Source organism: Collinsella sp. CLA-ER-H4 (assembly GCF_040092395.1).
In the GTDB taxonomy this organism is placed as follows: domain Bacteria; phylum Actinomycetota; class Coriobacteriia; order Coriobacteriales; family Coriobacteriaceae; genus Collinsella.
This window is the reverse complement of sequence record NZ_JBBNLQ010000001.1, coordinates 217,303-237,399: the sequence shown is the minus strand read 5'-3', so window position 1 is coordinate 237,399 and position 20,097 is coordinate 217,303. Positions and strand designations below refer to the sequence as shown.

16 protein-coding genes are annotated in these 20,097 nt (G+C 60.1%); 10 read left to right on the top strand and 6 right to left on the bottom strand.

The genetic code is table 11. The annotated features are described in order from the left end of the window. Positions 1-96: 96 nt before the first annotated feature. Positions 97-789 (bottom strand): FadR/GntR family transcriptional regulator, encoded by a 693-nt coding sequence (locus tag AAAX34_RS01000; protein ID WP_349109716.1) that lies wholly within the window; start codon positions 787-789, stop codon positions 97-99. A gap of 234 nt (positions 790-1,023) precedes the next feature. Between AAAX34_RS01000 and AAAX34_RS00995 the strand changes: the two genes are divergently transcribed. Then, positions 1,024-2,385, top strand: coding sequence for a gluconate:H+ symporter (locus tag AAAX34_RS00995; protein ID WP_349109715.1), 1,362 nt, complete (start codon positions 1,024-1,026; stop codon positions 2,383-2,385). Between the two features lie 108 nt (positions 2,386-2,493). Then, positions 2,494-4,272: a dihydroxy-acid dehydratase gene (ilvD, locus tag AAAX34_RS00990; RefSeq protein WP_229026424.1), complete on the top strand. Its 1,779-nt coding sequence runs from the start codon at positions 2,494-2,496 to the stop codon at positions 4,270-4,272. Between the two features lie 248 nt (positions 4,273-4,520). On the opposite strand, the gene AAAX34_RS00985 is transcribed toward ilvD, so the two are convergent. Together AAAX34_RS00985 and AAAX34_RS00980 are read right to left on the bottom strand one after the other, a co-directional pair. Beyond that, entirely contained in the window at positions 4,521-5,612 is a 1,092-nt protein-coding gene (locus AAAX34_RS00985) for an ATP-binding protein (protein ID WP_195240519.1), read from the bottom strand. 113 nt (positions 5,613-5,725) lie between these two features. Then, positions 5,726-6,406, bottom strand: coding sequence for a DUF6198 family protein (locus AAAX34_RS00980; RefSeq protein WP_349109714.1), 681 nt, complete (start codon positions 6,404-6,406; stop codon positions 5,726-5,728). A gap of 487 nt (positions 6,407-6,893) precedes the next feature. Between AAAX34_RS00980 and AAAX34_RS00975 the strand changes: the two genes are divergently transcribed. Beyond that, on the top strand, positions 6,894-7,586 hold the full coding sequence (locus AAAX34_RS00975; RefSeq protein ID WP_195240517.1) for a GntR family transcriptional regulator: 693 nt from the start codon (positions 6,894-6,896) through the stop codon (positions 7,584-7,586). Positions 7,587-7,977: 391 nt separating this feature from the next. Here AAAX34_RS00975 and eda read toward each other — a convergent pair whose 3' ends face one another. Next, a complete protein-coding gene (eda, locus tag AAAX34_RS00970; protein WP_006234738.1) occupies positions 7,978-8,619 on the bottom strand; it encodes a bifunctional 4-hydroxy-2-oxoglutarate aldolase/2-dehydro-3-deoxy-phosphogluconate aldolase in 642 nt (213 codons plus the stop codon). Positions 8,620-8,872: 253 nt separating this feature from the next. Next, entirely contained in the window at positions 8,873-9,907 is a 1,035-nt protein-coding gene (locus AAAX34_RS00965) for a sugar kinase (RefSeq protein ID WP_195240513.1), read from the bottom strand. A 235-nt stretch (positions 9,908-10,142) separates the two neighbouring features. On the opposite strand from AAAX34_RS00965, the gene AAAX34_RS00960 reads away from it, so the two are divergent. From AAAX34_RS00960 to ligA, 7 genes are all read left to right on the top strand, one after another. Beyond that, positions 10,143-11,165, top strand: a complete 1,023-nt coding sequence (locus tag AAAX34_RS00960; protein ID WP_195240511.1) for a LacI family DNA-binding transcriptional regulator — start codon at positions 10,143-10,145, stop codon at positions 11,163-11,165. A gap of 42 nt (positions 11,166-11,207) precedes the next feature. Then, positions 11,208-11,702: a type II toxin-antitoxin system RelB/DinJ family antitoxin gene (locus AAAX34_RS00955; RefSeq protein ID WP_022095080.1), complete on the top strand. Its 495-nt coding sequence runs from the start codon at positions 11,208-11,210 to the stop codon at positions 11,700-11,702. Beyond that, on the top strand, positions 11,689-12,060 hold the full coding sequence (locus tag AAAX34_RS00950; RefSeq protein ID WP_117821032.1) for a HepT-like ribonuclease domain-containing protein: 372 nt from the start codon (positions 11,689-11,691) through the stop codon (positions 12,058-12,060). Before AAAX34_RS00955 ends, AAAX34_RS00950 begins: the two co-directional genes overlap by 14 nt. Positions 12,061-12,194: 134 nt before the next feature. Then, complete coding sequence (locus tag AAAX34_RS00945) at positions 12,195-13,532, top strand: glutamine synthetase family protein (RefSeq protein ID WP_196022687.1); 1,338 nt, start codon at positions 12,195-12,197, stop codon at positions 13,530-13,532. A gap of 50 nt (positions 13,533-13,582) precedes the next feature. Continuing rightward, the gene (locus tag AAAX34_RS00940; protein ID WP_161145500.1) at positions 13,583-14,245 is read left to right on the top strand and encodes a response regulator transcription factor; all 663 of its coding nucleotides are present in this window, start codon (positions 13,583-13,585) and stop codon (positions 14,243-14,245) included. A gap of 208 nt (positions 14,246-14,453) precedes the next feature. After that, positions 14,454-15,917 carry a trypsin-like peptidase domain-containing protein gene (locus tag AAAX34_RS00935; RefSeq protein WP_349109713.1) on the top strand — a complete coding sequence of 488 codons (1,464 nt, stop codon included), beginning with the start codon at positions 14,454-14,456 and terminating at the stop codon, positions 15,915-15,917. A 251-nt stretch (positions 15,918-16,168) separates the two neighbouring features. Continuing rightward, positions 16,169-18,397: an NAD-dependent DNA ligase LigA gene (ligA, locus tag AAAX34_RS00930; RefSeq protein WP_349109712.1), complete on the top strand. Its 2,229-nt coding sequence runs from the start codon at positions 16,169-16,171 to the stop codon at positions 18,395-18,397. A gap of 156 nt (positions 18,398-18,553) precedes the next feature. Here ligA and AAAX34_RS00925 read toward each other — a convergent pair whose 3' ends face one another. Next, positions 18,554-19,900: an MATE family efflux transporter gene (locus AAAX34_RS00925; protein ID WP_349109711.1), complete on the bottom strand. Its 1,347-nt coding sequence runs from the start codon at positions 19,898-19,900 to the stop codon at positions 18,554-18,556. Positions 19,901-20,097: the final 197 nt, after the last annotated feature.

Sequence of the window (20,097 nt, the reverse complement as noted above, 5' to 3'; positions counted from 1 at the left end):
GAGAAGAGGGGGAATTAAAAGACAGATTCTCCTAAAAACAGGTGAACGTTCACTTTTAAAAGGTAAACGGTGGTCTCGCCCTTGCCGTGCGGACGTCTATTTGCTCTGTTCCTGCGCTCCCTCTGCGATCATGTTGCGGTTGTACACCAGGTGCAGATACATCGCGTCGTGCGCGGCGGTGGGATTGCGCGAGGCGATGGCGTCGGCCACATCGCGGTGCGTGCGGATAGTTTCCTCGACGAGCTTTTTGCCGGTCACGTCGATAAAGAGGGGGACGGATGCCTTGAGCACGCCCGTCAGGCGGGGAACGACGAGGTTTCCGGAGCTCTCGGCAATGGCATTGTGGAACGCGGTGTCGGCGGCGGAGTAATCCTCACCGGCCTCGGCCAGGCGCTCGGATTCGTCGCAGAGCTTTTTGATACAGACGACCTGGTCGTTGGTTGCGTGCTCGGCTGCCATGCGTGCCATCTGCGGCTCGATCATAAAGCGCACCTCGAGTAGGTCGCGCGCCAGACGCTGCTTGTCGTCGATAAAGGTAAAGCCCAGCGGGTCGTCGGCAACGCCGGGGTTTGACGCCACATAGGTGCCCGAACCCTGCTTAATGCGCACGATATTGCGCGACTGCAGCAACTTCATGGCCTCGCGCACGGTGCTCCTGCCGGCGCCCAAGCGCTCGACCAGCACGGTTTCCTTAGGCAGGCGATCGCCTTGCTCAAGGTGTTCATCCAGAATCAATTGAATGATTTTCTCCGATATTTGCTCGGGGAGTCCCGATTCGGCGCGGGCCATAGCTATACCTCTCATTACAAAATTCATCTGAGCTATTTTAGCGCACCACGGATGCAATATTGGCCGCTGGATTTGAGTCGGGCGGCTTAGATATACCGTTCGCAGCGCAAATACGACCGTTTACCAAATACATCAGATGTATTTCGAACAAATTTCAAAATAAAACATCAGACCTTTCCAAAACACGCTATAGTCATCAGACGAATTCAAAAGGTCTGATGAATTGGAGGAAAGATGTCAGACCCAACGTTTATGGCCGACCCCACCAGGCTGGTCATCGCCGCTATCGTGGGCATCGCGCTGCTGCTTGCGCTCATCATTAAGTTCAAGCTGCATCCTGTGCTTTCGATGATGGTCTCGGCGCTCGCGATCGGCATCGGCGCCGGTATGCCGCTCGACCTGGTGGCGGACACTGTCACCAAGGGCGTGGGAACCACGCTGCAAAACATCGCCCTGCTCATTGGCCTCGGCTCGATGTTTGGCCAGATTCTTGAGGAGAGCGGCGGCGCCAAGAAGATCGCCCAGACCTTCATCGATACCTTTGGGCAGGGTCATTCCAGCTGGGCGCTGGGCATTACCGGTCTGGTTATCGGCACTACGGTGTTCTTTGAGGCCGGCGTGGTCGTTTTGATCCCACTTGCGTTTAGTGTGGCATCCCAGACCAAAAAGTCGACGCTCTACTACGGCATCGCGCTGCTCGCGGGACTGGCCGCTGGCTATGCGTTTGTGCCGCCTTCGGCCGGTTCGGTTTTGGTCGCCGGCACGCTCGGTGTCGACCTGGGCACCATGATTCTTGTCGGTATCCCTACCGCCTTCATCGCCATGGCGATCGCCGGCGTCATCTGGGGCCGCAACGTGGGCGGTCGCATCTTTACCGATGTTCCGGAGCACTTTACCTCTGCCGAGGGCGCGAGCGACGAAAAGGAGCTTCCCTCCTTTGGCATGGTGCTTGCCATCGTGCTCACGCCGCTTTGTCTGATTTTGCTGGGCACGCTGTCTTCTTATATCCCCATGCCCGCCGAGCTCGCCTCGATTCTCGCCTTCCTGGGCAAGCCGTTCGTCGCTTTGACGCTCGCCACGCTCGTCGCGATGTATCTGCTGGGCGCGCGCCGCGGCTACTCCGGCGCCGAGCTCAAGGCCTTGCTCGACCGCTCTCTTAAGCCCGTCGGTATGATCTTGCTGGTTATCGCCTGTGGCGGCGTCATTCGCTGGATGCTGCAGGACTGCGGCTTGGGGCAGGTTATCGGCCCTATGCTCGAGGCTTCACCGCTGCCTTTGGTGGTTGTTGCCTTTTTGATTGCCGTCATGGTGCGTGCCTCTGTCGGCAGCTCCATCGTCGCTATGACCATGGCATCGGGCATTATGGCCGCCATGCCCGCGGTTGCCGGAGCCTCAGTGCTCATGCGTGCCGCCATCTGTCTTGCTATCTGCGGCGGTGCCACGGCCCTCTCGCACGTCAACGATGCCGGTTTTTGGATGTGCTCCTCGTTCCTGGAGATTGACGAGAAGACCACCCTCAAGTCCTGGACCGTTATGGAGACGCTCATCGGCCTTTCGGGTCTTGCCTGCGCCCTGGTGATTTCGTTCTTCGCCTAGTTCGCGTAGCTAAGCATCTTTCGCCGAGTGCATCGCTCGGTACCCATTTTCACCTGATTCATTAACCAACGATTGGTACAACCGTTCAAACCAAAAGAGGAGAGCATTATGGACGAGAAGACCAAGGCACAGATTCAGCAGGAGGCAGCCGACTTGGTTGCCAAGCTGCAGCCGCGTTCCGGCAAGTTCCGCACCATCAGCCCCGAGATGGACCCGCTGCGTCTGGGGTCTGGCTGGACCATCGAGGATCTGGACAAGCCGCAGGTCATTATCGAGTCGACGTTTGGCGACTCGCACCCGGGTTCTGCCGGCCTGTTCGAGCTGGTCGAGGAGGTCCGTGCCGGCGTTGCCGAGGCTGGCGGTCACGGTGCCCGTTACTTCTGCACCGATATCTGCGACGGCGAGGCCCAGGGTCACGATGGCATCAACTACTCGCTGCCCAGCCGCGACATGATCGCCAACATGATCGAGATCCATGCCAAGGCCACCCCGTTCGACGCCGGCGTCTTTGTCGCCAGCTGCGATAAGGGCCTGCCTGCGAACCTCATGGCCATGGGCCGCATCAACATCCCCTCCATCGTCGTTACCGGCGGCGTCATGGATGCCGGTCCCGATCTGTTGACCCTGGAGCAGCTCGGCGCGATTTCTGCCCGCTACGAGCGCGGCGAGATCTCCCGCGAGGAGCTTGAGTTTGCCAAGCACAACGCATGCCCCAGCTGCGGCGCCTGCTCGTTTATGGGCACCGCGTCGACCATGCAGGTTACCGCCGAGGCCCTGGGCCTTATGCTCCCCGGCACTGCCCTGCTGCCCGCTACCAGCTCCGACCTGCGTGAGTTTGCGCGCGAGGCCGGCCGCCAGTCCGTGTGGCTCTCCGAGCACAACCTGTGCCCCCGCGACATCGTGACCAAGGAGTCCTTCGAGAACCTCATCATGGTCCACGGCGCCATCTCCGGTTCCACCAACTCGCTGCTGCACATCCCCGCGATCGCCCGCGAGTTTGGCATCGAGATGTCCGCCGACGACTTCGATCGCCTGCACCGTGGCGCCCACTACCTGCTCAACGTCCGTCCCGCAGGCGAGTGGCCGGCGCAGTTCTTCTACTATGCGGGTGGCGTGCCGCGCATCATGGAGGAGATCAAGTCGATGCTTCACCTCGATGTCATGACCGTCACCGGCAAGACCCTCGGCGAAAACCTCGAGGACCTTAAGAACAACGGCTACTACGAGAAGTGCGGCCGCTACTTGGAGAAGTGGAACCTCAAGCGCGAGGACATCATTCGCCCGTTTGACCAGGCCTTCGGCACCGACGGTTCCATCGCCATCCTCCACGGCAATCTTGCCCCCGAGGGCGCCGTCGTCAAGCACACCGTCGTTCCGCGTGAGATGTTCCAGGCTACGCTCAAGGCCCGTCCGTTCGACTGCGAGGAGGACGCCATTCACGCCGTCCTGACGCACGAGGTCAAGCCCGGCGACGCCGTCATCATTCGCTACGAGGGCCCCAAGGGCTCCGGCATGCCCGAGATGTTCTACACCACCGAGGCTATCGCCAGCGACCCCGAGCTGGGCGCGAGCATCGCCCTGATCACTGACGGCCGCTTCTCTGGCGCTTCCAAGGGCCCGGCTATCGGTCACGTTTCGCCCGAGGCTGCCGTGGGCGGCCCGATTGCCCTGATCGAGGAAGGCGACCTGATCCAGATCAATATTCCCGAGCGCTCGCTGTCCATCGTGGGCATCGCCGGCAAGGAGATGGAGCCGGCCGAGGTCGACGCCGTCCTGGCCGAGCGTCGCGCCGCCTGGAAGCCTAAGGCTAATCGTTACACCTCCGGCACGCTCAAGTTCTTTACCGAGCATGCAGTTTCCGCCATCCAGGGTGGCTACATGGAGTAGCGCCCGGGCGCATCAAATTTCTCCTCTCATAGATGCGCGGCACAAAGAGCTCCGAGTTCACACGAGCTCGGGGCCTTTTTCGTCTGGATTGGGGTCGCATGGCCGGACGAAAACAATTTGCGTCTGGTAATAAGCGTACGAAAGCGCAATTTACGTCTTAATTCCGTACGCAAATCAAGACGAAAATCGTTTACGTCTGCTTTAATCCGTACGAAAACGGTTTTCGTCTTGCAGGGCAGTTGCCGTTTCTACAGTTCAACTTCCAGTTCGGCTTTGTGCTCGTAGAGGTAGTCGCGCATGTAGGGGATGGCAAATGAGACCTTGCCGTACGAGGGAGCCTCGATAATCGATTCTCTTAACAGGCGGCTGCGGACGGAACTCACCTGTTGAGGCGTTTTGTTTAGGGCATCGGCAACCATGCTGGTCGAGCTCGTCTGCCCCAAAGACGCCATGCTCAGCAGATAAGCGATGCACGTGGGCGGAATGCGCTGCAGCGCGGGCTCAATCACCATGGCGCAGAAGCGTTCGCGTGCCGTTGCAATGCCGCGCTCGGCTTCTTCTTCTCCAATAATCGCTGTATGTGCGCGTCTCGCCAACTGCCATGCGTAGTATCCAACGAGTTGGATCATGAAAGGATAGCCTTGCGTTGCCTCGGCAAGTTGGCCGGCAATACCTGGCTGCAACTCCATGCCAGACGCTTCAATGGTTTCCTCGAGGGAATACAACACTTCGGTTACTGCTACAGCCTTCAGGTCAAAGGGGAGGGCGCGGCGCAAAAACGCAAGTGTCTTTCCGTTGATGATGCTTTCAATCATCGAAGGCAGACCCGCAAAAACAAAGGCGATATCAAGGTCTTCGCCGATAACCTGCTGAATCGCAATGGAGAGCGTTCGGACCTCATCGAGCTCTGCGTCCTGAACCTCGTCGAGAGTGATGAGCAGGCCGTTTCCATTCTTGGATATTGTCTGTCTCAAAGCGTCGCGTAGCGATGGGCCGATTCGCTCAATGTCTATGCTGCCGATGGATATGCCAGCTACGGTGGGCTCAAATCTGGCGTGTTTGGCCTGGAATTTGGGCTGCAGCTGTTCGAGAATGCGCTGGCAAAGTCCCTCGGTTGCGACCTCTTTTATGACCGTCCAGCCACGGCTTTGCGCCAAACGTGAGCACTCGTCAAGGAGGACCGTCTTGCCCGTTCCACGGACGCCGGCTATGCGCATTAGGCGCCCCGGGGCACCAGGCCCGTTGACGAGGCCTTCATTGAATTCTTCGAGCACATCTTCGCGGCCGATAATCGTGGGAGGTGTTTTACCTGCTGTGGGCTTAAAAGGGTTTGTTTGCATGTGAGCCACCTTTGCTCAAGATATAGCAAGATATAGCAAAGTATAGTGAGATATAGCAAAGTATAGTGAGATATAGCAACGTATAGCGCTGTTCGCGGGTTTTTACGGTGGTGCTATTTTCCGAATGCCGCGCGGATAAAGCGCTGGGCGAACAGCTTGTTGGCGACGTTGATGACATGGCCCAGGAACAGTGCCGAGATGGCGGCCGTGACGCCAAAGCCGCCCAGGTTGTACATAAAGATCAGCGACAACGCGAGCGAGGCGGCGACATGTGAGCAGTCAAACACGACTTTTACGTCACCAAAGCGGCGTTTAAGCTTTTCGGCAATGACTTGCACCAAGCCGTCGGGCGCGTTGGGGACAACGCCCATGTTGACGACGAGACTTACGCCAAATGCGGTGACAGCGAGGGAGAGCAGCATGGTCGCAATCTGTGTGGGGAGTGCCGTGGGATGCAGTGGGTTGACCGCCATGAAGAGGTCGGTCAAGCCGCCAATCAGCGTTGAGAAGAACAACTCGAGCAGGATGCGCGGCTGGAACTCGCTTCGCAAGATGGCTAATTGCGCCACGATGTAGGCGACGTAGGTTGCGGTGATCCAAAAGCCGAGCGTCTTGCCAGTGAGCATGGATAGGGTTGTGGCAAAGCACGTGAGCGCGGCGACGCCCAGGCCGGATGCCGTCTGGAGACTCATACCGAGTGCCAGTACTGCAACGCCCACAAGATACATCAGCATTCTGATGACGGTATGGCACCAGTCGATGTTCTCGCCATGCATGATGATGAGCGGTCGCATGTTGCTACCCGTCCTTTCGGTTGTGTGAAAAAGCTGACCCGGGCCGGCAAAAGAGGGTTATCGGAGGCACTGCTGCAAAAGCAGAAAAGCCGGCCCCACGGTCAGTCGTCTAGGAAGTGTCTCGCTGTGCCGGAATGGGACTAAAGGTCCAACGAGACGGGAAGAAAGCAAATGGCATTGCGTGGGCGATAAGATGCCAAGATGGTAGGGTGTGTCTTAGCATCCTATTGCCCACGCTCAACGAAATCGGTTTCGTTTGAGCCTAAGTATACGCACGGGATTTTATTTGCGAAGAGAAAAACAATAAAAAGGTGAACGTTCACCTAATCGCAACAACTCGTTGGCTGTAGTTGCGGTGGAATAGTTCCTGTTTTTGCTGCTGAAGGCCTTGAACAGGAACTATTCCACCGCAACTTATGAGGGGGCGGGGGATGCGATAGTATTGCATGGTGGTATTCGACTAACCGAGGACTTATCCGAGGGCTTTATGGAACAGCACCAGCATTATCAGAGCCTGCAAGACCAGGCGTACAACGCATTGCGCTCCAAGATCATCTATGCCGAGCTCAGGCCCGGCACGCGTCTTTCGGCGATTGGTCTGGAAAAGGAGACGGGAATCGGGCGCACGCCCATTCGCGAATCCTTTGTGCGCCTGCGTGAGCAGGAGCTGGTGGAAACGCGCCCCAAAAGCGGCACCTACGTCTCTAAGATCAGCATGGAACGCGCCGAAAACGCCTGCTTTTTGCGCGAGAAGCTCGAGAGAAGCGTGCTAATTAAATGCTGTTCGGCCGCCTCGCCCGAGCAAAAGCAGCGGCTTGAGCAGATTCTTACCGAGTCCGAGTCGCTCGACCATGGCGAAACGCGCCGTTTCTTTGACCTGGATAACCTGTTCCATGAGACATGTTTTGAGATTGCCGGTCGTCACATGTTGTGGGATTGGATGAAGAGCATCAACACGCATTTTGAGCGATATAACTGGTTGCGTATGGTGTCGCAGGATTTGGATTGGGAGCCGATTCGTCGGCAGCATCGCCGGATTCTCGAGGCCATTAAGAGGGGCGATACCGACGCGGCGAGCTATCTGGCAGAGACACACCTGCACCTGATGCCCGAAGAGCAAGGTCCGGTTATCGCCTTGCATCCCGACTATTTTGAGCTGTCCAAAGACTCGTTCATCTAATCAATCCCCATATAAGTTGCGGTGAAATAGGGACTGTTTTGTGACCTAGGTGGCGCAAACAGTCCCTATTTCACCGCAACTGCGTTGGGGTGTGACCGGGGCACAAAGATGCGGTGCCGCTTGGAGGAAAAGACCGGAAGCAAAGGTCCATTCCTCCAGACGGTGCCGCAGCTGTTTTGATGGCTCGGCTTTTACCGAAGTGGCTCAGTTGAGCGCGACTGCCAGCCGATTATACAAAGCGGCTCGGGGGCGTGTCGCTTCCGTCACGTTCTATCAGCATACAAGACGGTTTTGGTTCTTGTTCGTGACGGAAACGGCGCGCTTCCGAGCCGCTTTAAAAGAAAGGGGGCGAGGTCTAGGGCACGCCCCCTTTCACGATAGAGAGCTAAACCTAGCCGCGGACCTTCTTGACGACGTCCATGGCCTCGCGGGCGATCTGCTCGACCTTGGAGAAGTCGCCGTCGGCAAACAGGGCCGGCTTGACCATCCAGGTGCCACCGCAGGCGATGATGGCGGAGGAGCTCAGGTACTCCTCGACGTTGGCGGTGCTCACGCCGCCGGTAGGCATAAAGCGGTGACCGACAAACGGAGCGGCGAGGGCCTTGATGGTGTTCAGGCCGCCATACTGGGACGCGGGGAAGAACTTGGTGACCTTGAGGCCCAGGTTCTCGGCTGCGGTGACCTCGGAGGGGGTCACGGTGCCGGGAAGGACGGGCAGCTCGATGTCGATGCAATGCTTCACGACGTCCTCGTTGTAACCCGGGGAGACGATGAACTTGGCACCGGCTGCGCGGGCCTGCTCAACCTGCTCGACGGTCAGGACAGTGCCGGCGCCAACGCACATCTCGGGCTCGGCCTCGGCCATAGCGGCGATGCACTCGGCGGCGCAGGCGGTGCGGAAGGTGACCTCGGCGGACTTCATGCCAGCTGCCATAAGGGCGTGGGCGAGCGGAGCGGCGTCCTCGACCTTGTCGAGCACGACGACCGGCACGATGCCCAGGGACTCAAGCGTGGTGTAGAACTGATCGAACATAATGTTCCTTTCGATGTATGGCGCGCATGGGCGCGTGATTGCCAAATATGCTGGTCAGGAGCCGATTTTGGATTGGTTATCGGAGGCACTGCTTGGGGTTCAAGCAATTCCAAAACCAGCTGCTCGACCAGTCATGTAGGGAATGCCAGGCAAAACCGGAATGGGACTGGTGGTTTTGTCCGGCCGGAGGAATCGGGGAGCGGGCCGCAGGGGTATGGGATTGGAAAGCTGCGGCCCGCGGAATGGAGACGGACTAGCGCGCGACGCGGGTGCCACCGTCGGCGGCGGATGCCACGGCTGCGATCTCGTCTGCGGTCACCAAGTTGGAATCGCCCTTGATGGTGAGCTTGAGGATCGAGGCTGCAATCGCGTAGTTGACGGCGTCCTGCGGGTCAAAGTCGTTGATGAGGGCATGGACGAAGCCGGCGTTGAAAGCGTCGCCGGCGGCAACGCCCTCGAGCACGTGCACATCGTGAGCAGGGGAGAACCAGTACTCGCCGCTCTCGGCGTCAAAGAGCATGCCCATCCAGATGGAGCGCTCGACGCAAGAGATGTTGCGGACGACCGAGGCGACCTTTTTGCAGCCGTACTCGGCGCAGATCTGACGGGCCATCTCGACGTAGGTGTCGCGCTCCTCGATGCCATGGGCAAGGGAACCAGAGACGCAGGTCATGCCGAGGCCGGCGGGCGCATCCTCGTCGTTGGCGATGCAGATGTCGACGAGCGGCAGGAGTTCCTTCATGGTGGCCTGCGACTTCTCGGGCGACCACATCTTGCCGCGATAGTTCACGTCGCACACGGTGGTGATGCCCTTGGCGCGGCAGGCGGCGAGTGCCTCCTTGCAGGCGGCGGCCATCTCATCGGAGACGGCGGGGGTCACGCCGGAGAAATAGAAGACATCGATGCCCTTGAGGATCTCGTCCCAGTCAAAGACGTCGCGTTTGGCCATGTTGATGGCAGAGAACTTGCGGTCGTAGACGCAGCCGTTGCCGCGCTGCGAGGCGCCGACCTCAAACACATAGGAGCCAAGACGGTCGCCCTGACGCACGACGCGCGTTGTGTCGACGCCGTAGGCCTTCAGCGAGCGCAGCGCGCACTCGCCTAGGCGGTTGGCCGGGACAACGGATACGTAAGCGGCCTTGTCGCCTTGGTAGGCCAGGGAAAGAGCGGTGTTGGCCTCGGCGCCACCGTAGCGGACGTCAAACTCGGTTGCCTGCTCAATGCGCAGATGATCTTTGGGCGAGAGCCTCATCATGATTTCGCCGAAGGTAAGAACCGTTTTACCCATGGTCGCGCAGCTCCTTCTTGCTCGTGCGTACACCTTTGATATGGCGTTGGCGCGGAGGTGCCAAGACGGTAGGGTACATCTTTGCACCTCCGCGCCAACGCTTGCCGAAATCGGTTTACGAAATCGGTTTCGTTTCGAGTTGTAGTATACTCACTTACAGCGTTTTGCAAGCGAGATTTTTAAAAAAATGCCTAAAATGGCTCAGACTGCTGACAATTGGGAAACGGGGTGCGCCATGGCGCAGATGAGAATCAAGGACATTGCCGCCGAGGCGGGCGTGAGCCCGGCCACGGTCTCGCGCTATCTCAACAACCGCCCCGGGCAGATGACCGAGGAGACCCGCGCCCGCATCGCCGAGGTCATCGAGCGCACCGGCTATCGCCCACGTGCTGCCGCGCGCAATCTGCGCAGCTCGCGTACCAACCTCATCGGTGTGATCCTGGCCGACATCGCCAACCCGTTCTCGAGCGCCATGCTCGAGGGCCTTTCCGCCAGCGCCGCCGCGCGCGGCTGCTCGCTCATGACGGCCATTAGCGGCAACGACCCCGCTAAGGAGGCCGAGTCGCTCGCCAGACTTATCGATGCTGACGTGGACGGCCTGGTCGTCAACACCTGCGGAGGCAATGACGAGGCGATCGCCGCGGCCGCGGGGCGCCTGCCCGTTGTGCTGCTCGACCGCGACGTTGCCGACGGCGGTGTCGATCTGGTGACATCTAACAACCGTGAGCTGGTCGCCGGCCTGGTAGACGCCTTGACCGCCGCTGGCAGCGAGCGCCTGTGCCTGCTCACCGAGGCAAGCGACGACAGCCCCGTGCGTCGCAAGCGCGCCGAGGCCTTTACCGACGAACTTTTGCACCGCGGCCTTGCCGGCGAGGTCGTCACCCTGGCCGACGGGGGCGCCACGGGCGTCGGCCGCCTGGACGAGACCATCCGCGGCTATGCAGGTAAAAAGCTCGGCCTCATTGCCGTCAACGGCCTGGTCTTCCTGCGTCTGACCGAGGCGCTGGCGCAGCTTGGTCCCTCGCTGCCGGCGGGGCTCAAGATCGCGACGTTTGACGACTACCCCTGGAACCATGTGCTCTTTGGTGGCGTGACCACGGCCGCGCAGGACACCCTCACCATTGCCGAGCGCGTAGTCGAGCGCCTTTCCGAGCGCATCGACGTTGTTACCACTACTGTGGGCGAGGCCGCAAAGCTGGCGCCCAAACGCATCGAGATTCCCGGCCACATCGAACATCGCGCATCAACTTCGCGCTAGTCTGTGTGATAATATATAGACAATGTCATACAGGAGGTATCCATGGCTGCGTCTGTGCTGAGTGTGCGAGTGGACTCGTCAATTAAAGACTCATTTGCCGAACTGTGCGAAGAGCTTGGCATGACTTCGTCTGTTGCGGTCAATATGTTTATGAGGCAGATGCTGCGCGAGCGCTCTCTGCCGTTTGTTCCCTCGCTTGGAAAAGCTGTGGCAGACGAAGGCGTTGCTAACAATGGTTTGGATATTGCTCGGATCGAGTCCGCCGTCCGCGAGGCAGCCAGCACGATTCCCGCCATCAAAACCGTGATTCTATTTGGTTCGTATGCCCGTGGCGAGGCGCATGCCGATAGTGATATTGACTTGCGCCTCGAAGTCGATCGCGAGCGGGGCTTTGGTCTTTTCGCGTTATCGGCGTTTGGCGAGGCGGTGCGCAAAGAAACCGGGAAGCAGGTTGACCTCGTCTCGAGTGACTATCTTGATGATGATCTTGCCGCGGTAATCGAGCGCGAAGGAGTGACCCTTTATGATCGCGCGTAAGTCAGACGGCCTCCGCGCTCAAGAGGTTTTGGAAGCCATCTCCGAAACGAACGAGCGCATCAAGGCTTTTGATATCACCGAGGACCAGTTTCTGCATGCGAATGACGTGCGGACGAGGGCGTTGGCGGACTCCCTTTTGATGTGTGCGCTTAGGGTGACGGAAGAAGCGGGCAAGTTGTCGGAACGCTCGCAGCGGCTTCATCCCGAAATTGAGTGGCGTGGAATTATTGGCATGAGAAATTATCTTGCGCATGATTACGGCAATGTCGACCGCTCGGTTGTTTGGGATGCGGTGACGATGGAGTTCCCTACGCTGGAACGAGCCTGTAGACAAATTGTCTCCGAATCTGAACGCTAGCCGCTCGTTCGCAACGGCCTGTTCGCGCACGTTTTTTGAGCGCTTGATACGCTTTAACCCTGCGGAAACATTTTTCTGCGATAGTATCTGCGATATAGACCAGTCGAAACCCGCCCGAAAGAAAGGGGAGCGACATGAACCAGCAGAACATCGATTACGTACTCCGCTCCGTAGAGCAGCGTGACATCCGCTTTGTGCGTCTGTGGTTTGTCGACATTCTCGGCCGCCTCAAGAACTTTGCCATTAGCCCCGAGGACCTCGAGGTCGCTTTTGAGGAGGGTATTGGCTTTGACGGCTCCGCCATCGAGGGCTTTGCCACGCCCGAGGAAGCCGACATGCTGGCGTTTCCCGATGCTTCGACCTTCCAGATTCTGCCGTGGCGCCCGAGCCATAACGGCGTCGCCCGCGTGTTCTGCGACGTGTGCACTCCCGATCGCAAGCCGTTTGCCGGCGACCCGCGCGATGCCCTGCGCCGCATGTTCTACAGGGCCGAGAAGGCCGGCTATCTGCTCAACGTGGGCGCCGAGCTGGAGTACTACTATTTTCCCGACGAGCACACGCCCGAGCCGCTCGACAACGTGGGCTACTTCGATCTTTCGGTGAGCGATGCCGCTCGCGACCTGCGCCGCAACACGGTCCTCACGCTCGAGAAGATGTCCGTGCCCGTGGAGTACACCTTCCACGCCGCCGGCCGCTCGCAGCATGGCATGAGCCTGCGCCACGCCGAGGCCCTGAGCATGTCCGACGCCATCACCACGGCCAAGCTCATCATTAAGCAGCAGGCTTACGAGAGCGGGTGCCACGCCTCCTTTATGCCCAAGCCGTTGGCGGGCGAGGACGGCAGCGCTATGTTCCTGTGCCAGTCGCTATTCGACCACGACGGCAACAACGTCTTTTGGGGCGAGGACGACGAGAAGTACCACCTCTCCGATATCGCCAAGCACTACATGGCCGGCATCCTGGCGCACGCGCGCGAGATCAGCGCCATCACCAACCCCACGGTCAACTCGTACAAGCGCATTACCACGGGCGGCGACTCCGTGCCGCAGTACGCCACGTGGGGCCTGCGCAACCGCGCGAGTATGGTCCGCATTCCGGTCTACAAGCCCGGCAAGCAGCTGTCCACGCGCATCGAGCTGCGCAGTCCCGATCCCATGGCCAACCCGTACCTGGTCAACGCCGTCACGCTGGCGGCTGGTCTGGACGGCATCGAGCGCAAGCTGGAGCTCCCGCCCGAGGCCACGGCCGAGACGCTCAAGCTCACCGACCGTCAGATGGTCGAGGCCGGCTATACGCCACTGCCGCGCTCGCTCAAAGAGGCGCTCGACGTGTTTGAGGACTCGCAGTTTATGAAGGATGCCCTCGGCGAGCACATCCACAGCTTCTTCCTCAAAAAGAAGCGCGACGAATGGCATAAGTTTGAGTCCACGATCACCGAGTGGGAGATCAAGCACTACCTGGCGAACTCCTAATCGCGCTGGCTTGTTCCAGTACGATTGAGCTCATTTCCTTGGAGGCCGATATGTCCGAAAAGAGTGCCCTGTTCATGGCGCGCACGACGCGCTTCCACGAGTTTGCCCGCAGCTTGACGACCACCCTGGGTGTCGAGGTGAGCCTGGCTACCCCCGATTCGCCGACTGCGGCGCACGACTTTGACCTGCTGATCCTCGATTCCGACGGCATCCGCAGCGACCGCATCGATCAGATTGCCAAGTGGCTTGACGATCGCGGCGGCGTCCCCATGTTGGTGATCGTCGACGACGAGGCGCTCGGCACCCTGCGCCTGCCGAATCACGCGCATGCCGACTTTGTATGCCCCACGGCGACGCCCAACGAACTCAAGGCTCGCGCACAGCGCCTGATGGGCGAGGAGGAGACCGTCGCCGCCGACGATGTGCTCAACATCGATAACCTCGAGATTAACCTTGCCACCTACCAGGTGACGCTCGACGATGAGCCCATCGACCTGACGCTGATGGAGTACTCGCTGCTGAGCTTTTTGGCGACGCATCCCAACCGTGCCTACAGCCGCGAGGTGCTGCTGCACCGCGTGTGGGGTTTTGAGTACTGCGGCGGCACCCGTACCGTCGACGTGCACATCCGACGCATCCGCTCCAAGGTGGGCCCGCAGATTGCGGCACACATCACCACCGTCCGCGGCGTGGGCTATCTGTTTAAGGACTAGCTTTTCACCACAAAGGGGACAGGCACCTTTGTGGTGGTTTTGCCGCATGCGTGGGTTGCTTTCGGGTCCGCAACAGAACTTAAGCCTTCCTAAAAGATTGCGTTCTCATACACGTGCACCCGCATATTGGGGTACAACTCAACGTGAACAATGATGGCCCGCCACATGTTTGGCGGGCCTTTGGTTATTTGACGAAAGGATCGCAGCTATGAGCGAGAACGATTCTCAGCGTCCCCAGGACGCGGGCAACGCCGGCGAGACCCAGCAGCAGCCGCGCGTGCAGGTGGAGTCGACGCCTGCCGACGGCAACAACATTCCCTACGTGCAAGCCTACGACACGCAGACCGGCAAGCCGCTGGGCGGCCAACAGGTCGTGAACAAGCACACGGTGGTCAAGACCAAGACCAAAAAGCTGCCGATCTTTATTACGGCGCTTGCCGGCTGTGCCTGTGGCGCTCTGCTGGTCATCGCGCTCATTATGAGCGGCACGCTCGATATCGGCGGCGGCAGGAACGCCGTGACGGCGGGTGCTTCGGGTTCATCGGCGCAAAAGATCACCATCGACTCCGAGGATACCACGCTGGCCGAGGCCGTCTCTGCCAAGGCGTTGCCCTCCGTCGTTTCCATCACCGCTACTTCGAGCGGTAGCCAGAATGGCTCGCTTTCGCAGTCTGCCGACGAGTCGGACAGCTCGGGCAGCGTCGGCTCGGGCGTGGTGCTCGATACCGAGGGCCACATCCTCACCAACAACCACGTGGTCGATGGTTACGACCAGTACGTGGTGACCATGGACGACGGAACCACGTACGAGGCCGAGTTCGTGGGCAACGATGCTTCGAGCGACCTGGCTGTCATCAAGCTCAAGGATGCTGACGCCTCCAAGCTCACGCCGATTGAGATTGGTGATTCCTCCAAGCTCAACGTGGGCGAGTGGGTCATGGCAATCGGCTCGCCGTTCGGCAACGAGCAGTCTGTCTCTACGGGCATTGTGTCGGCGCTGTATCGCTCCACGGCCATGAGCTCTACCAACGGTAACACCATCTATGCCAACATGATCCAGACCGATGCCGCCATCAACCCGGGCAACTCCGGCGGCGCGCTCGTCAACGACAATGGTGAGCTGGTGGGCATTAATTCGCTTATCGAGAGCTATTCGGGCTCCAGCTCGGGCGTGGGCTTTGCCATTCCGGTTAACTACGCCAAGAACATTGCCGACCAGATCATCGACGGTAAGACGCCGGTGCACCCGTACCTGGGCGCCACGCTTTCGAGCGTCAACGCGCTCAACGCCCGCACCAACAAGCTGAGCACCGATAGCGGCGCGTATGTGGCGAGCGTCGTTGAGGATGGCCCTGCTGCCAAGGCCGGCATCCAGGAGGGCGATGTCATTACCAAGCTGGGCGACGACGAGATTACGAGTGCCGATGGCCTGATCATCGCCCTGCGCAGCCACGAGGTGGGCGAGAAGGTCGAGATCACGCTCATGCGCGGCAAGGAAGAGAAGAAGGTCACCGTCGAGCTGGGCTCCGATGAGGAGCTGCAGAACCAGCAGCAGGATGACAGCGCGACCGACACCGGCAACGGCGGTATTACCGACGAGCAGCTGCGCCAGTATCTGGAGGAGCTGTTGGGCCAGCAGGGCCAGGGTCAAGGCTACGGTCAGGGCTACTAGCGAGCCGTATCGCGTATATCGAGGCCAGAGGGGGGCTGTCCCATCAACGTGGGGCAGTCCCCTCTTTTCTTATTGATCCGTTGGGGACGGAGGAAAATGGATCATTTAGAGTTGATAAGGGCATGGTTTAATCGCGCAATCCATCCCGGTTCGTCGACTGCCGATTCGATGCGGTTCGAAAGGGTTATTCGGCGCCATGGTGACCGGTGGTACTCTAGTATCCGTTTGAAATCGAGCGAAGGAGTGCCGCTATGGAGCAATCGAGCCTGTTTGGTGACGGCGTGGACATCGATACCGAAACGCCCACGACCGCGGAAGCCACCGCACCGACCGACGCCCGTGCCCAGGCGGCAGCGCGTGCGGCCGAGCTGCGCCATGAGCTCGATTACCACGCCTATCGCTACTATATGCTCGATGCGCCTGAGATCACGGACGCCGCCTTTGACAAAATGCTCGTTGAGCTGCAAGAAATCGAGGCGACCTACCCCGACCTGGTGACGCCCGACAGCTATACCCAGCGCGTTGGCGGCTACGTAAGCGAGCAGTTTACGCCAGTCACGCACATGGCGCGCATGTATTCCATGGACGATGCCATGGACCTGGACGAGCTCGACGCATGGCTCCAGCGCACCGAGGATGCGCTCGGTGCCGGCAGCGTCACCTATACCTGCGAGCTTAAGATCGACGGTCTGGGCGTGGCACTTACCTACCAAAACGGCACCTTTGTGCGCGCCGCCACGCGCGGCGATGGTACCACGGGCGAGGACGTGTCGCTCAACGTTCGTACCATCAAGGACGTGCCCATGCACCTGTCCGAGCCGGCGCTCGCTCACATGGGCGCCGACCGCGAGCGCACCATCGAGGTGCGCGGCGAGGTCTATATGCCCAAAGGCAGCTTTGTACGTCTGAATGAAGAGGCCGATGCCGAGGGCCGCGACCCCTTCGCCAACCCGCGCAACGCCGCTGCTGGCAGCCTGCGTCAGAAGGATCCCAAGGTTACGGCGCGGCGCGATCTGGCCACCTTTATCTATGCCATCGCCGATACCGATCCACTGCACGTCCACAGCCAGCGCGAGTTCCTCGATTGGCTGCGTAGCGCCGGCTTTAGCGTCAACCCCAACGTGGCTCGCTGTGCCACGCCGGCCGAGGTCCACGAGTTCTGCGCCCAGGCGCTCGAGCATCGCGGTGACCTGGACTACGACATCGACGGCGTGGTCGTAAAGGTCGACAGCTTTCAGCAGCAGCTCGACCTGGGCTTTACCGCCCGCGCACCGCGCTGGGCCATTGCCTTTAAGTTTCCGCCCGAGGAAAAGCAGACCGTCCTGCGCGAGATTCGCATCCAGGTGGGTCGCACCGGCGTGCTCACGCCGGTCGCTGAGTTCGATCCGGTGACGGTTGCCGGCTCCACCATCGCGCGCGCCACGCTGCACAACATCGACGAGATCCGTCGCAAAAACGTGCGCGAGGGCGATACTATTATCGTGCACAAGGCGGGCGACGTAATCCCCGAGGTCGTGGGCCCGGTGCTCGACAAGCGCCCGGCTGATTCGGTCGACTGGCAGATGCCCGAGGTCTGCCCCGTGTGCGGCAGCCCCGTGGTTCACGAGGATGGCGAGGTCGCTTACCGCTGCGTGTCCATCGACTGCCCCGCGCAGCTCAAGGAGCGCCTGCTCCACTGGGTGAGCCGCGGCTGCATGGACGTCGACGGCCTGGGCGACGAGATCGTCGACAAGATGATCGCCGCCGGGCTGATTCACGACGTCGCGGACTTCTATCAGCTCACGGTCGACGACATCGCAGGCCTGGACACGGGGCGCGTGTACGCCAGCTCCAACAGCAGGAAGGGCGTTAAGAAGGGCGATCCCATTCCGGTGGGCCTCAAGACGGCCGAGAAAATCATCGCCGAGCTCAACAAGTCCAAGAGTCAGCCGCTCGGTCGCGTGCTGTTTGCCCTGGGTATACGCCACGTGGGTAAGAGCGTGGGCGAGGTCATCGCCGAGCGATTCCTGTCGATCGACAAGCTCATCTTGGCGAGTGAAGAAGACATCGCCGAGTGCGAGGGCATCGGTCCCAAGATCGCGGCGAGCGTCAAGCAGTTCCTGGCCGTGCCCGAAAACCTTGCCGTGCTGGAGCGCCTGCGTCAGGCGGGCCTGTCGCTCGAGGTCGACCTGGGCGCCGCGCACGCGCAAGCCGCAGCCGACGCTGGCGTGGCGGGCGAGCTCGCCGACGCACAGCCGCTTGCGGGTCTAACCTTCGTGCTCACCGGCACGCTCGTCAACCGCACACGCGACGAGGCGGGCGCGGCGCTCAAGGTGCTCGGCGCCAAGGTTTCGGGCAGCGTGTCAAAGAAGACGAGCTATCTGGTCGCCGGCCCCAAAGCGGGCTCCAAGCTCACCAAAGCCGAGCAGCTGGGTGTACCCGTGCTGGACGAGGACGCGCTCGAGCAGATCTTGGCTACCGGTGAGGTGCCCCAGGCTTAGTGCATTGATAGTCTAATTGAAGAACCGTCCGGGAAGCATGATGCCTTCCGGGCGGTTTTTACTTTGCTGGAGAAAACGGCACCGTGATCTGCGTCACGTAGGTTGCCGGATCATCGCTAATGATGTCGTCGATCAGGGCGATTTCGCGTTGCCCCGCTACGCCACCAACCTGTCAAAAGCCCCGCGCCGGTTGAGCACGGTAAATGCCATCACGCAAATAACCGCTGATAGAATTGACCCGCACGGCGAAGCGATGCCCATGGGAAACAACGTGTCGGAATAGGCGTTCGACAATAGCCACGCGCCCGGCACGCGAATGAGCGCCACGGCCAGCACGTTGTGCGCAAAGCCGATATAGCTCTTGCCATACGCGGCGAAAAAGCCGCTAAAGCAAATGTGGATGCCGGCAAAGATTGCATCGAAAATATAACTGTGCATATAGCCGGTACCGGCCGCGACCACCGCGGGGTCCTTGGCAAAAAAGCCAATAAACGCCGGCGCCACCAGCCACATCAGCACCGTGATCAGGCAGCCGTACACCACCGAGATCGTCATGGCGTCCTTGAGCACCTGACGCGCGCGATCGCCCTTGCCTGCGCCGGCGTTTTGCGCCGTGAGTGCGCTGACGGTGGCGCCCATGGAACTCGGAACAATGAACAAAAAGCTGATCATCTTCTCGACCAGGCCTACGGCGGCGGCGTCGACGAGCCCTCGGTGGTTGGCGATGACGGTGATAAACATAAACGCCACCTGGATGCAGCCGTCCTGTACAGCCACAGGCACGCCGATCTTAAGAATGCTGCCGAGCACCTCGGGCTGGGGGCGCAGGTCGCTGCGCTTAACGTGGATGTTCGTGCGGCGGCTCTTGAGCCACACGAGCGCGAGGGCAACGCTGGCCGTCTGGGCGGTCACTGTGCCGAGCGCCGCGCCCACGGGGCCGAGCCCCATGTGGCCTATAAATAGGAAGTCGAGCGCGATGTTGATGATGCATGCCACGCCAATCACGTACATAGGCGAGCGCGAATCGCCCAGCCCGCGAAAGATGGCCGAGAGAATGTTGTATGCGGCGATAAACGGAATGCCGACAAAGCAGATACGCAGGTAGGCGGCGGTGCCTTCGACCGCCTCGGGCGGCGTGCCAATGAGCGCCACAACCTGCGGGCAAAGTGCAAACAAGATGACGGCCAGTACTACCGAGACGCCCATAAACAGCGTGATGGTATTGCCGATGGCGGTCTCGGCGCGGTCGAAGCGGCGCGAGCCCACGGCGTGGCCGACGATGACCGTCGTTCCCATGGCCAGGCCCACGAGCGTCACGGTAATGATATAGAGCGTCTGCGCGCCATTGCCCACAGCGGTGATGCCGGCGGCGCCGCTAAACTGCCCCATCATATACAGGTCGGCCATGCCGTAGAGCATCTGCAAAAAGTACGAGAGCATATAGGGCAGGGCAAAGACCGCGATGGTCTTAAGGACATTGCCGCGTGTGAGGTCGTGTTCCATGAGCGGGGGCACTTTCTGACTGGTTTGTTTACGTACCAGTGTAGTGAAAACCCTACAACGATTGTAGAGTCAAGGTTCGTGTTGGCAGTGGGGCGAAAAAAGTCACGCGCACCATTATTCCGAGTGAATACGGACACACGTCACGAGAACTCGCCGCCGGCGTTAACCTTGCAGAAAACGATTTCGGAATACTTGAC

Excerpts from the sequence above, each read along its gene's own strand:
- AAAX34_RS01000 (WP_349109716.1), bottom strand. The coding sequence starts at position 789 with ATGGCCCGCGCCGAATCGGGACTCCCCGAGCAAATATCGGAGAAAATC.
- AAAX34_RS00995 (WP_349109715.1), top strand. The coding sequence starts at position 1,024 with ATGTCAGACCCAACGTTTATGGCCGACCCCACCAGGCTGGTCATCGCC.
- ilvD (WP_229026424.1), top strand. The coding sequence starts at position 2,494 with ATGGACGAGAAGACCAAGGCACAGATTCAGCAGGAGGCAGCCGACTTG.
- AAAX34_RS00985 (WP_195240519.1), bottom strand. The coding sequence starts at position 5,612 with ATGCAAACAAACCCTTTTAAGCCCACAGCAGGTAAAACACCTCCCACG.
- AAAX34_RS00980 (WP_349109714.1), bottom strand. The coding sequence starts at position 6,406 with ATGCGACCGCTCATCATCATGCATGGCGAGAACATCGACTGGTGCCAT.
- AAAX34_RS00975 (WP_195240517.1), top strand. The coding sequence starts at position 6,894 with ATGGAACAGCACCAGCATTATCAGAGCCTGCAAGACCAGGCGTACAAC.
- eda (WP_006234738.1), bottom strand. The coding sequence starts at position 8,619 with ATGTTCGATCAGTTCTACACCACGCTTGAGTCCCTGGGCATCGTGCCG.
- AAAX34_RS00965 (WP_195240513.1), bottom strand. The coding sequence starts at position 9,907 with ATGGGTAAAACGGTTCTTACCTTCGGCGAAATCATGATGAGGCTCTCG.
- AAAX34_RS00960 (WP_195240511.1), top strand. The coding sequence starts at position 10,143 with ATGGCGCAGATGAGAATCAAGGACATTGCCGCCGAGGCGGGCGTGAGC.
- AAAX34_RS00955 (WP_022095080.1), top strand. The coding sequence starts at position 11,208 with ATGGCTGCGTCTGTGCTGAGTGTGCGAGTGGACTCGTCAATTAAAGAC.
- AAAX34_RS00950 (WP_117821032.1), top strand. The coding sequence starts at position 11,689 with ATGATCGCGCGTAAGTCAGACGGCCTCCGCGCTCAAGAGGTTTTGGAA.
- AAAX34_RS00945 (WP_196022687.1), top strand. The coding sequence starts at position 12,195 with ATGAACCAGCAGAACATCGATTACGTACTCCGCTCCGTAGAGCAGCGT.
- AAAX34_RS00940 (WP_161145500.1), top strand. The coding sequence starts at position 13,583 with ATGTCCGAAAAGAGTGCCCTGTTCATGGCGCGCACGACGCGCTTCCAC.
- AAAX34_RS00935 (WP_349109713.1), top strand. The coding sequence starts at position 14,454 with ATGAGCGAGAACGATTCTCAGCGTCCCCAGGACGCGGGCAACGCCGGC.
- ligA (WP_349109712.1), top strand. The coding sequence starts at position 16,169 with ATGGAGCAATCGAGCCTGTTTGGTGACGGCGTGGACATCGATACCGAA.
- AAAX34_RS00925 (WP_349109711.1), bottom strand. The coding sequence starts at position 19,900 with ATGGAACACGACCTCACACGCGGCAATGTCCTTAAGACCATCGCGGTC.